A 12,089-nucleotide genomic window follows, 5' to 3' on the forward strand; every position below is an offset into this window, starting at 1 on the left:
CCTGACGGGGTACGAGGGTCCCCGGTGCGGAGGTCGAACGGTGAGCGTCAGGCGGTGGGTGCGGCTGCTGGTGGTCGTGGTGCTCGCGCTCGGCGTCTTCGTGATGCACACGGTCGGACACCCGGCGGAGAGCAGCGCCCACGCGGACACCTCGCACATGTCCGCCGCCGCCATGACCGCCTCCCCTGGGGCTCCGGCGCACGACTCCCTGCAGATGCCTCCGCACGCCATGGACATGGCCTCGCTGTGCGTCGCGGTGCTCGGCTTCTGGGCGTTCGCGGCGCTGCTGTACGCGGCACTCGCGCGGCGGCCGGAGTGGGCGGTGCGGGTGCCGTCGGGCGTGCTCGCTGTCGTACGGGGCAATCCGCCGCCGCGCACACCTGATCTCACTGAACTGTCAGTACTGCGGATCTAGACCGACGGGCGAGCTCTCTCCCCGTCAGTCCATTTCTGCACGTACGACGACACGAGGTGTGTTCGGCATGACCAAGTACAGCAAGCGCATCGCCTACGCGGCGACCGTCGCGGCCGGAGCTCTGCTCCTCGCGGGCTGCGGCTCCGGCGACGACAAGCCCAAGGCCGCGGCCTCCGCTTCCGCTTCCGCCGCCTTCAACGACGCGGACGTGATGTTCGCGCAGATGATGATCCCCCACCACGAGCAGGCCCTGGAGATGGCAAAGCTCGCCGGCGGCCGGGCCTCCGACGCGGAGATCACCTCCCTGGCCGGGGCGATCGAACGGGCCCAGGACCCGGAGATCAGGACGATGACGTCCTGGCTGAAGGGCTGGGGCAAGCCGGTCACGGCGACCGGGATGCACCACGGCGCGAGCGGCATGAACGGCATGAGCGGCATGATGTCCGACGCGGACATGGCGCAGCTCAAGGCCGCCCAGGGCACGGCCTTCGACCGCAGGTTCGCGCAGCTGATGATCGGCCACCACCAGGGGGCGGTCGAGATGGCGCGGACCGAGCAGAAGAGCGGGCGCGACGCGAAGTCGGTCGCGCTGGCCGGTGAGGTGGTGAAGGCCCAGTCCGCCGAGATCGCGCAGCTGCGGAAGATCCTCGACCGGCTCTGATCCGAGAAGGGCGGGGGCGTCGGCTACGCCCCCGCCTCCGCCTCCGCGAGCCAGGCCGTCCAGAACGTCTCCAGCTCGACCCCCGCCCGCAGCACCAGGTACTGCAGCCGTTCCGCATCACCCAGCGCCGACGGGTCGGGGAAGTCGCGGGCCTCGATCTTCCGGTACTGGGCCAACTGCCTCTCGTGCAGCGCCAGATGGCGGCGGATCTCCGCGTCGAGCCCCTTCGCGCCCACCACCGCCGCGGCCCGCAGCCGCAGCAGCAGCGGGTCGCGCAGTGGGCGGGGGTCCTCCGGGAGCGCCACCCACTGCGCCAGTTCGGCCCGCCCCTCCGGCAGGACCTCGTACTCCTTCTTCTGCCCGCGCGTCGGTCCCGCCGAGGGCAGCGTACGGATCTGCCCGGCCGCCTCCAGCTTCCCCAGCTCGCGGTAGATCTGCTGATGCGTCGCCGACCAGAAGTAGCCGATCGACTTGTCGAAGCGGCGCGTCAGCTCAAGCCCCGAGGAGGGCTTTTCGAGCAGGGCGGTGAGGATCGCGTGCGGGAGGGACATGGGCGGAAACGTATCCCGTCAGGCCGTCAGGCCGTCAGACCGTCGCGGCCAGGCGCGTGCCCTGGTCGATGGCGCGCTTGGCGTCGAGTTCGGCGGCGACGTCCGCACCGCCGATGAGGTGGACGGTGGCGCCGGCCGCCGTCAGCTCCTCGTACAGCGCGCGCCGGGGGTCCTGCCCCGCGCACAGCACGACCGTGTCCACGGGGACGACGGTCGCTTCGCCGCCGACCGTGATGTGCAGGCCCTCGTCGTCGATGCGGTCGTACGTCGCGCCCGCGACCGTCGTGACGCCCCGGTGCTTGAGCTCGGTGCGGTGGATCCACCCCGTCGTCTTGCCCAGGCCCGCGCCGACCTTGGACGTCTTGCGCTGGAGCAGGTGGACGGTGCGCGGCGGCTTGGGCCGCTCGGGTGCGCGCAGGCCGCCCCGGCTCTCGTACGCCGTGTCGACGCCCCACTGGCGGAAGTACGTCTCGGGGTCCAGGCTCGCCGCGTCGCCCGCGTCCGTGAGGAACTCCGCGACGTCGAAGCCGATGCCGCCCGCCCCGATGACCGCGACACGGTCCCCGACGGGTGCGCCGTCGCGCAGCACGTCGAGGTAGGTCAGCACGGAGGGGTGGTCGATGCCGGGGATCTCCGGGGTGCGGGGGGAGACACCGGTGGCGACGACGACCTCGTCGTACGCGGCGGACGCGAGGTCCGGGGCGGTGACGGTGGTGTTCAACCTGACCTCGACACCGCGCAGTTCGAGCTGCGTACGGAAGTAGCGGAGCGTCTCCTCGAACTCCTCCTTGCCGGGGATGCGCTTGGCGACGTTGAGCTGGCCGCCGATCTCGTCGGCCGCGTCGAAGAGGGTGACCGCGTGCCCGCGCTCGGCGGCGGAGACGGCGAAGGCGAGCCCGGCGGGTCCGGCGCCGACGACGGCCAGACGCTTGGCGCGGCGGGTGGGCGACAGGACGAGCTCGGTCTCGTGGCAGGCGCGCGGGTTGACCAGGCAGGAGGTGATCTTGCCGCTGAAGGTGTGGTCGAGGCAGGCCTGGTTGCAGCCGATGCAGGTGTTGATCGTCTCGGGGCGGCCGGCCGCCGCCTTGGCGACGAACTCCGGGTCGGCGAGGAAGGGACGGGCCATGGAGACCATGTCCGCACGCCCCTCGGCGAGCAACTGCTCTGCCACCTCAGGGGTGTTGATGCGGTTGCTCATGATGAGCGGGATGGAGACGGCCCCCATCAGCTTCTTCGTCACCCAGGTGTACGCGCCGCGCGGCACGGAGGTCGCGATGGTGGGGATGCGCGCCTCGTGCCAGCCGACGCCGGTGTTGATGATCGTCGCACCGGCCGCCTCGATCTCGCGGGCGAGGGCGGTGACCTCGTCGAGGGTGGAGCCACCGGGGACCAGGTCGAGCATGGAGAGGCGGTAGATGAGGATGAAGTCGGGGCCCACGCGCTCGCGGGTGCGGCGGACGATCTCGACGGGGAAGCGGATGCGGTTCTCGTAAGCGCCGCCCCAACGGTCGGTGCGGTGGTTGGTGCCCGACGCGATGAACTCGTTGAGCAAGTAGCCCTCGGAGCCCATGATCTCGACGCCGTCGTACCCGGCGGACTGCGCGAGGCCGGCGGCCCGTACGAAGTCCTCGATGGTCTGCTCGACGTCGGCGTCGCTCAACTCGTTCGGTACGAAGGGGCTGATGGGGGCCTGGATCGCGCTCGGTGCGACGAGGTCCTCGTGGTACGCGTACCGCCCGAAGTGCAGGATCTGCATCGCGATCCGCCCGCCCTCGGCGTGGACGGCGTCGGTCACGGCGCGGTGCTCGGCGGCCTCGTCCTCGGTGGTGAGCTTGGCGCCGCCGTCGTAGGGCCGGCCCGCGTCGTTGGGCGCGATGCCACCGGTGACGATGAGGCCGGCGCCGCCGCGGGCGCGCTCGGCGTAGAAGGCGGCCATGCGCGCGAAACCGTTCTCCGCCTCCTCCAGACCGATGTGCATCGAGCCCATCAGCACGCGGTTGGGGAGCGTGGTGAAGCCGAGGTCGAGGGGGCGCAGGAGGTGCGGGTACGGGCTCATGGATTCAAGGTTATGCAACAAAGTGCACAATGAACAGTGCGAGACTCACCACATGGGCCTCGTCGTACTCATGACTCTTCCCGGACTGGTCATCCTGCTGACCGGCATCGCCTTCGCCGACCAGTTCGCGCGCATGGCGGGCCGGGGCCGCGGCCTGCGCCACTCGACGGTGTCGGCCACGGGCTTCGAGCAGCTGCACGCCGCGTTCTCGCCGGGCAAGGTGGCGGAGCTCAAGGAGCGCCAGAGCTCGCTGCTGATGCGGGACGACGAGGAGGACGGGGCGCCGCCGAGGCACACATCCGTGGACCTCGACGGCGGCACGGTGACCGTACGCATGCCGGACCCGAGCTAGCCGCGCCCCCACCCCGGGGGCTCCGCCCCCGGACCCCCGCTCCTCAATCGCCGGAGGGGCTTGTTTTGCCCCATGCAAGCCCAGTTCAGCAAAATCAAGCCCGTCCGGCGATTGAGGACACGTGGCCGGAGGCCGCGTACGGGGGCCGGGGCGGAGCCCCGGTTTCGGGAAGGGGCGGGGTGGGGTGAGCCCGCGCACCCCACCCCGCCTGCTACCGCAGGTGCCTCGCCGCGAAGTCCAGTTCCAGCCGCACCTGCTTGATCCGCTCCTCCACGACCAGCGACCCGTGCCCCGCGTCGTAGCGGTACACCTCGTGCACCGCCCCCCGCGCAGCCAGCCGCTCCACATAGTTCTCGACCTGCCGGATCGGGCAGCGCGGGTCGTTGACCCCCGCCGAGATGTAGACCGGAGCCCGCACCGCGTCCACGTACGTCAGCGGTGACGAGGCCTCGAACCGCTCCGGGACCTCCTCCGGCGTTCCGCCGAGCAGCGTGCGGTCCATCGACTTCAGGGCCTCCATCTCGTCGTGGTACGCCGTGACGTAGTCCGCCACCGGAACCGCCGCGAGCCCGAGCGCCCACGCGTCCGGCTGGGTGCCGAGGCCGAGCAGGGTCAGATAGCCGCCCCAGGAGCCGCCCGCCAGGACGAGCCGGGCGGGGTCGGCGAGGCCGGAGGCGACCGCCCACTGCCGTACCGCCTCGATGTCCTCCAGCTCGATCAGCCCGACGCGGTGCTTGAGCGCGTCCGTCCAGTCGCGGCCGTATCCCGTGGAGCCGCGGTAGTTGACCCGCACCACCGCATAGCCGTGGTCGACCCAGGCCGCCGGTCCTGACGCGAACTCGTCGCTGTCGTGCCAGGTCGGGCCGCCGTGGATCTCGAAGATCGTGGGGTAGGGGCCTTCGCCCGCAGGGCGCTGTACGAGTGCGTGGATCCGGCCGCCGGGCCCCTCGACCCAGGCGTCCTCCACCGCCACCGAGGCCGGGGGCTTCATGCCGGGCGGGTCGAGCACGACCGCGCCGGTCGTGGACCGTACGACGGGCGGCAGCGCGGCCGACGACCAGAGGTACTCGACGGTGCCGTCGGGTCGGGCGGTGGCGCCGGACACCGACCCCGGCGGGGTCTCGACCCGCTCCAGCGCGCCCGTGGCGAGGTCGTACCTGAACAGCTCGCTGCGTGCCTCGAAGCTGTGCGAGACGAGGAGCGCGGAGCCGTCCGGATACCACTCGGCGCCCACGTCCCCCGGCAGGTCGATCGCCAGATCGGTCTGCGTGCCGGAAGCCGTGTCCCAGATCATCGGCTCCCAGCGCCCGCGCCGCTGGTGCCCGACGAGGAGCCGTGCGTCGCCCGCGACAGGGGCGAACCCGAGGACGGCGAGGCCCAGTTCCTCGGTGCCGCCCTTGGTGTCGTCGAGCTCGGTGACCGTCGCGCCGTCGAGCGTCACGATGCGCAGGGCGGAGTGCATGGCGTCGCCGTGCTCGGTGTGCTCGACGGCGATGAGGGTGCCGTCGTGGCTGAGGTCGCCGACGCCCGCGGACTCGGGGTGCCGGTAGATCTCGACGGGCCGCGGGGCTCCGGGGCGTGCGACGTGGATCGTGGACCCTTCGTCGTCCGTCGACCGCCCGACGACCGCGGTGCCGTCCCGGCCGAGCGCGAGGCCCCCGGGGTACGAGGCCTCCAGGCCAGGGACCGCTGTCTCGTCCGCGCCGCCCGCGAAGGGCTGCCGCATCCAGACGCCGAACTCGTCGCCGTCGGTGTCGCTGAACCACCAGATCCACTCGCCGTCAGGGGAGAGGATCCCGTCGGTGGTCCCGTTGGGCCGGTCGGTGGCCTGCCGCTGCCCGCCGCTCGCGCGGTCCCAGGCGTACAGCTCATAGGTCCCGGTGGCATTGGACACGAACAGCGCGCGGTCCGGGGCGTCCTCGGCCCAGTCGGGAAGGTCGACACGGGGGGCGCGAAAGCGCTTCTCCCAGTCGGGCATGTCAGGGGTCTGTGCGGTCATGCCCCCATTCTGCGCAAAATCAGGCCCCGCCGACCCCCGCGAAGCCCGCCGCAGGCGCCCCCGTACCGTAGAAGCCGTGTACCGGTTCCTGCTGACCCCCCGCTGGTGGGGGATCAACGTCTTCGTCCTCCTCGCCATCCCCTTCTGCATCTTCATGGGGTCCTGGCAGCTGAGCCGTTTCGAAGACCGCGTCGCCACCCACACCGCCGCCGAAAAAGCACCGGACCCGGCCCGCCAGGCCTCGGCCCCCCTCGACTCGCTCCTGCCCGTCGACACGAAGACCTCGGGCCGGCAGGCGACCGCGAGCGGGACGTACGGGGAGCAGTTCCTCGTCCCCGGGCGGCTGTTGGACGGCAAGAGCGGCGCCTACGTACTGACCCTGCTGCACACCGAGGGCGGCAAGGCCCTCCCCGTCGTACGCGGCTGGCTGCCCACGGGCAGGAAGGCCCCGGCCGCACCCACCGGCGACGTCACGGTGACCGGCTCGCTGCAGGCATCGGAGAACGACCAGACCGACGGCGCGCACACCGACGGCGGACTCCCCTCCGGCCAGGTCGGCATCATCAGCGCCGCATCCCTGGTGAACCTGGTTCCGTACCAGGTGTACGACGCCTGGATCACCCTCCCCACCGCGGCGGCGACCACGGGCCTCACCGCCGTCCCCGCGACCGCGCCCCCGAACACGGGCCTCGACCTGAAGGCGTTCCAGAACCTCGGCTACACCGGCGAGTGGTTCGTCTTCGCCGGCTTCGTCGTCTTCATGTGGTTCCGGCTGGTGCGGCGCGAGGCCGAGACCGCCAGGGACATGCGGCTGGGGATCTACGAGGCCGAGGAGTCCAGCACCCCGGTGCGGTAGATCGTCCCCGCGCACGCGTTGGGGATGGTGGCCTGCGCGGTCGGTGCGCCGGGCTCCGCCGTGTGCACCACCGCGACGCTACCGTCGGCCGCGCCGGGGTCGCCCGAGCGCGACAGCTGGGTGTCCGTGCCCGACGGCAGGGAGTCCCCGCCGACCGTGCCCGCATCCGGTGCCGCCGACGTGGTCGGCGTGGGCGAGGGGTTGCCCGAAGGGTCGGTGGACGGGCAGGTGTCGGTCGGGACCCAGGCGAACTTCACCGCGTACGTCGCGGAGGGTGCCAGCGCCACGGCGTCCGTCTCCTGGGAGGGGTCGGGCAGACCGGTCGCCGCGTCGCCCGCCGTGTGGTCGACCACCTTGATCTTGGCCGCGTCCGCCGCGCCCTCCACATGGAAGCCGACGGTGCCCGCGTCGCTGACCGCGCACTGGGTGCCGGAGTCGTTGGAGATCCGGAAGGTGCCGTAGACCTTGCCGCTGGCGTCCGGGGTGCCGGCGTGCTGCTCGACGACGCGGAGCTGGCCCGGGTCGCAGGCGGGCAGACCGGCGACCTCGCTGGTGGTCGATCCTGCGCCGGTACCGCCCGCGGCCGCGCCGTGCGGGTCCTTGGCGGCGTCCGATGCCGTGCCCTTGGCGCCGTCGGCGGTGCCGTCGTCGGTGGCCGAGCCCGCCTCGCTGTCCGCTCCCGGGTCGCTGCTCTGCGACCCGGTCTGCTCGCCGGCGCCACCCTGCGCGTGCTGGTGTCCCGCCGTGGCGGGCTTGTTCTGCGAGGAGCTGCCGGAGTTGGCGACGTGGATGAAGGCGGGGACGGCCGTACCGGCCAGCAGGACCGCCGCGCACGCCCCGACGACCGCCTGGCGCTTGCGCGCCCTGCGCGCCGGAACCGCCCGGCGCAGATGGTCGAGGGCGTCCTCGGACGGCTCCAGTTCCTGTACGGCGCTGCGCATCATCCGGCGGAGCGCGAGCTCGTCCGTATCGAGGCCGTTGACCACCTTGTCCGGCCCGTCGTTCGACATTCCATTCCCAGCCTGATTGTTCTTCACGTCACGGTGCTCGTGCCCATGTCCCGGACCCCGTCTACCCGCGTTCCACCTGCTCATGCCGTTGCCTCCATGGCAATCCGCAGCGCGGCGATGCCACGTGAGCCGTACGCCTTCACCGAGCCCAGGGAAATCCCCAGCGTCTCGGCGACCTGCGCCTCGGTCATGTCGGCGAAGTACCGCAGCACGAGGACCTCGCGCTGGCGGCGCTGGAGTCCGCGCATGGCCTGCTTCAGCGCGTCGCGCTCCAGCAGGTCGTAGGCGCCCTCCTCGGCCGATGCCATGTCGGGCATCGGCTTGGAGAGCAGCTTCAGCCCGAGGATGCGGCGGCGGAGCGCGGACCGGGAGAGGTTGACCACGGTCTGGCGGAGGTAGGCGAGCGTCTTCTCGGGTTCCCTGACGCGCTTGCGCGCGGAGTGCACCCGGATGAACGCCTCCTGTACGACGTCCTCGCAGGAGGCGGTGTCGTCCAGGAGCAGCGCGGCGAGACCCAGCAGCGACCGGTAATGGGCGCGGTAGGTCTCGGTGAGGTGATCGACGGTGGTGCCCATGGCCATGGTGTCGTCAGCGCCCTCGCGCGGCATCGGGATGCCCTGCACGGAGGAGCTGGACGGAGTGGGCCGCGCGGCCGGCATGGGCGCGATCACCGGCATACCGCCGCAGGGGCGGGGTCGCCGAAGCGGGCGTACCACCGCGCCACGAAGGGGCGCAGTCGCCACCGCTGGAAATTCGAGAACCTCTGCCACGCCAGTTGGACACGCTTCCCCCCGTCAGGGTTGTACGCGTGTGGCATCGATTCCGCCCGTGCGCCACATGCCCACATACGTACCTGCACTTCCCCAATGCCCCGATTTTCACGGCATCTTGCGCAGCAGGGGCGACCGCAAAGACGCTTCCCGTCCGTCTGTCGGTTGCAGATAAGCGGGAAGTGAATCGTGTAACAGGCACGCGGCCCAGATCAAGTGGTTCAGACCAGCATCTTGCTCACAGGTCGTTCACAGATCGTACAAAAAAGCGATGTCAGGGCGCGGTCAATTCCGCGGCCACGGCCTCGGCGATCTGTGCGGCGTTGAGCGCGGCGCCCTTGCGGAGGTTGTCCGCGCAGAGGAAAAGGTCGAGTGCGTACGGGTCGTCCAGCGACCTCCGCACCCGCCCCACCCACGCCGGATCGGTGCCCACGGCGTCGGCAGGCGTCGGGAAGTCGCCGGCCGCCGGATTGTCGAAGAGCACGACTCCGGGCGCGGTCGCCAGGATCTCGTTGGCGCGCGCGACGGCGACCTCGTTCTCGAAACGGGCGTGGACCGACAGGGAGTGGGTCGTCACCACGGGCACCCGTACACAGGTCGCCGTGATCCGTACGTCCGCGAGACCCAGGACTTTCCGCACCTCAGCGCGGAGACTCAGCTCCTCGCTCGACCAGCCGTCCTCGCGCGCCTCGCCGACCCACGGCACCACATTGAGCGCGACGGGCGCGGGGAAGGGCCCCGTGTCGTCGCCCACGGCCCGCCGTACGTCACCGGGCTTCGTGCCCAGCTGCGTACCCGCGACGAGCGCTGTCTGACGGCGCAGCGCCTCGATGCCGTCCCGGCCTTCGCCGCTCACGGCCTGGTACGTGGAGATCACCAGCTCGTGCAGCCCGAACTCGGCGTGCAGCGCGCCCACGGCCACGATCATGGCCAGGGTCGTGCACTGCGGGGACGCCACGATGCCGCGCGGCCTCAGCCGTACGGCATGGGGATTGACCTCGGGGACGACGAGCGGAACATCCGCATCCATCCGGAACACGCCCGAACTGTCCACCACCACGATGCCCTTGGCGGCGGCGATCGGCGCCCACTGCGCGGCCACGGCGTCGGGCACCGCGAAAAGGGCCACGTCGGCGCCGTCCAGTGCCTCCTCGCCGAGCGGGAGGACTTCGACCTCCTCGCCGCGCACGGTGAGCTTGCGCCCGACCGTGCGCGGGGAGGCGATCAGCCTGATCTCGCCCCAGACGTCCGCGCGCAGCGACAGCATCTGGAGCAGCACCTCACCGACGGCCCCGGTCGATCCGACGACCGCGAGCGTCGGTTTGCGGGTCATCGCCCGGTGCCTCCATAGACCACGGCCTCGTCGGAGTCGCTGTCGAGACCGAAGGCCGAATGCACCACGCGTACAGCCTCGTTGACGTCGTCGGCGCGCGTCACGACCGAGATACGGATCTCGGACGTCGAGATCAGCTCGATGTTGACGCCCGCGTCGGAGAGCGCCTCGAAGAAGGTCGCGGTGACGCCGGGGTTGGTCTTCATGCCCGCGCCGACGAGCGAGATCTTCGCGATCTGGTCGTCGTAACGGAGCGAGTCGAAGCCGATGACGGGCTTGGACTTCTCCAGCGCGTCGATCGCCTTGCGGCCCTCGGACTTGGGGAGCGTGAAGGAGATGTCCGTCAGCCCGGTGGAGGCGGCGGACACGTTCTGCACGACCATGTCGAGGTTGATCTGCGCGTCCGCGATGGTGCGGAAGATGGCCGCGGCCTCGCCCGGCTTGTCGGGCACGCCGACGACCGTGACCTTCGCCTCGGAGACGTCGTGGGCGACTCCGGAAATGATGGCGTGCTCCACCTGCTGATCCCCTCGCGGTTCGTTGCTGACCCACGTGCCCTGCAGCCCCGAGAAGGAGGAGCGGACGTGGATCGGAATGTTGTAGCGGCGGGCGTACTCCACACAGCGGTGGAGCAGCACCTTGGAGCCGGACGCGGCCAGCTCCAGCATGTCCTCGAAGCCGATCCAGTCGATCTTCCGCGCCTTCTTCACCACGCGCGGATCGGCGGTGAAGACCCCGTCCACGTCGGTGTAGATCTCGCAGACCTCGGCGTCGAGCGCGGCGGCCAGCGCCACGGCCGTGGTGTCGGAACCACCGCGGCCGAGCGTGGTGATGTCCTTCTTGTCCTGGCTGACGCCCTGGAATCCGGCGACGATGGCGATGTTGCCCTCGTCGAGCGCGGTGCGAATGCGTCCGGGCGTCACATCGATGATGCGCGCTTTGTTGTGGACCGAGTCGGTGATGACACCGGCCTGACTGCCCGTGAACGACTGGGCTTCGTGCCCCAGGTTTTTGATCGCCATGGCCAGCAGGGCCATGGAGATCCGCTCTCCGGCGGTCAGCAGCATGTCGAACTCACGCCCGGCAGGAATCGGCGATACCTGCTCGGCGAGATCGATCAACTCATCCGTCGTGTCACCCATCGCCGACACCACGACAACGACCTGATGGCCGTTCTTCTTGGCGTCGACAATCCTCTTGGCAACCCGCTTGATGCCCTCGGCATCGGCTACGGAGGAGCCTCCGTACTTCTGCACGACAAGGCCCACGTGCGCTCCTCGCTTGTTTCCACTGCGGTCGGCTCAGTCTAACGAGCGGGCAGGTTCCGCCCTGCCGATATCACATCGTGAGATGTCCCGCTCACGACGTGATCAACAGGTGGTGGTGCGAATCCCTTGCCCGCTCCAGAGCTTCACTTGCCCGCCCCGGCGCGATGCACGCGGAAAGTGGGACGGGTCACACGTCCGGTGCGGACCGCGAGGCCCGATACTCAGAGCTCCGTACGGGAAAACTCAGGGGTGGGGCATGGCAGGTTACGGACAATTCACCGGCGGCGATACGCAAGGCGATACGGACAGCATCCGCTTCAGACCGACCAATCAGCAGATCCTGCTGCCCGCACTGATCCTCGCGGCCATCCTCGCGTCCCAGTCCCTGCTGCTCCTGGCGCCGCACGGAACGGGGCTCCTCACGACGCTGCGCCAGATCCTGATCCCGGTCCTGGCCGCCGTGCTCGTGCTCACGGTCGCCCTCAACCTCTGGGTCGGGGTCACGCTCACACCGTCGGCGATCCTCGTCCACAGCTTCCGCCGCCGCGTCATTCCGCTCTCCGACATCCGGGGCATCGACATCAAGACCACCCTGGGGACCAGGACGGTCATGATCACCGAGGTGAGCGGGCGCCGCACCCGCCTGCAGGCGCCCGTCGCCGGCGGCCTCGCCCCGGACCGCCGCTTCGAGGAGAAGTTCCACACCATCGGCCAGTGGTGGCTCGCCCACCGCGGCTAGTACTGGCAGGGGGCACGTATCTCGAACACGTCACGAATCCTCCGCGCATCCGCCGAGGCCCGGACCCGGATGTCAAGAT

12 protein-coding genes are annotated in these 12,089 nt (G+C 70.6%); 5 read left to right on the forward strand and 7 right to left on the reverse strand.

The annotated features are described in order from the left end of the window. Positions 1-40 precede the first annotated feature (40 nt). A complete protein-coding gene (locus AB0H78_RS01135; RefSeq protein ID WP_363232077.1) occupies positions 41-415 on the forward strand; it encodes a DUF6153 family protein in 375 nt (124 codons plus the stop codon). A gap of 67 nt (positions 416-482) precedes the next feature. Beyond that, positions 483-1,076: a DUF305 domain-containing protein gene (locus tag AB0H78_RS01140; protein WP_363232078.1), complete on the forward strand. Its 594-nt coding sequence runs from the start codon at positions 483-485 to the stop codon at positions 1,074-1,076. Positions 1,077-1,099: 23 nt separating this feature from the next. Here the strand turns inward: AB0H78_RS01140 and AB0H78_RS01145 are convergent, their stop codons facing one another. Both AB0H78_RS01145 and AB0H78_RS01150 read right to left on the reverse strand, forming a co-directional pair. Continuing rightward, entirely contained in the window at positions 1,100-1,627 is a 528-nt protein-coding gene (locus tag AB0H78_RS01145; protein WP_363232079.1) for a PadR family transcriptional regulator, read from the reverse strand. Positions 1,628-1,661: 34 nt separating this feature from the next. After that, on the reverse strand, positions 1,662-3,683 hold the full coding sequence (locus AB0H78_RS01150; protein WP_363232080.1) for an NADPH-dependent 2,4-dienoyl-CoA reductase: 2,022 nt from the start codon (positions 3,681-3,683) through the stop codon (positions 1,662-1,664). 52 nt (positions 3,684-3,735) lie between these two features. On the opposite strand from AB0H78_RS01150, the gene AB0H78_RS01155 reads away from it, so the two are divergent. Further along, positions 3,736-4,035 carry a DUF6191 domain-containing protein gene (locus AB0H78_RS01155; RefSeq protein WP_363232081.1) on the forward strand — a complete coding sequence of 100 codons (300 nt, stop codon included), beginning with the start codon at positions 3,736-3,738 and terminating at the stop codon, positions 4,033-4,035. 211 nt (positions 4,036-4,246) lie between these two features. Here the strand turns inward: AB0H78_RS01155 and AB0H78_RS01160 are convergent, their stop codons facing one another. Then, entirely contained in the window at positions 4,247-6,034 is a 1,788-nt protein-coding gene (locus tag AB0H78_RS01160) for a prolyl oligopeptidase family serine peptidase (protein WP_363232082.1), read from the reverse strand. Between the two features lie 76 nt (positions 6,035-6,110). Between AB0H78_RS01160 and AB0H78_RS01165 the strand changes: the two genes are divergently transcribed. After that, positions 6,111-6,890: an SURF1 family protein gene (locus AB0H78_RS01165; RefSeq protein ID WP_363232083.1), complete on the forward strand. Its 780-nt coding sequence runs from the start codon at positions 6,111-6,113 to the stop codon at positions 6,888-6,890. Here the strand turns inward: AB0H78_RS01165 and AB0H78_RS01170 are convergent. From AB0H78_RS01170 to AB0H78_RS01185, 4 genes are all read right to left on the reverse strand, one after another. Next, a complete protein-coding gene (locus tag AB0H78_RS01170; RefSeq protein WP_363232084.1) occupies positions 6,854-7,900 on the reverse strand; it encodes a hypothetical protein in 1,047 nt (348 codons plus the stop codon). The genes AB0H78_RS01165 and AB0H78_RS01170 overlap by 37 nt on opposite strands. A gap of 80 nt (positions 7,901-7,980) precedes the next feature. Beyond that, the gene (locus AB0H78_RS01175; RefSeq protein ID WP_363232085.1) at positions 7,981-8,670 is read right to left on the reverse strand and encodes a SigE family RNA polymerase sigma factor; all 690 of its coding nucleotides are present in this window, start codon (positions 8,668-8,670) and stop codon (positions 7,981-7,983) included. 274 nt (positions 8,671-8,944) lie between these two features. Then, positions 8,945-10,003, reverse strand: coding sequence for an aspartate-semialdehyde dehydrogenase (locus tag AB0H78_RS01180; protein WP_363232086.1), 1,059 nt, complete (start codon positions 10,001-10,003; stop codon positions 8,945-8,947). After that, positions 10,000-11,271: an aspartate kinase gene (locus AB0H78_RS01185; protein WP_363232087.1), complete on the reverse strand. Its 1,272-nt coding sequence runs from the start codon at positions 11,269-11,271 to the stop codon at positions 10,000-10,002. The genes AB0H78_RS01180 and AB0H78_RS01185 overlap by 4 nt, the downstream gene beginning before the upstream one ends. Before the next feature lie 256 nt (positions 11,272-11,527). Here AB0H78_RS01185 and AB0H78_RS01190 point away from each other — a divergent pair, with 256 nt between their 5' ends. Next, positions 11,528-12,010: a hypothetical protein gene (locus AB0H78_RS01190; RefSeq protein ID WP_363232088.1), complete on the forward strand. Its 483-nt coding sequence runs from the start codon at positions 11,528-11,530 to the stop codon at positions 12,008-12,010. The last annotated feature ends 79 nt before the right edge of the window (positions 12,011-12,089 follow it).

Origin of the sequence: Streptomyces sp. NPDC050738 (assembly GCF_040654175.1) — a bacterium.
Lineage (GTDB): Bacteria > Actinomycetota > Actinomycetes > Streptomycetales > Streptomycetaceae > Streptomyces.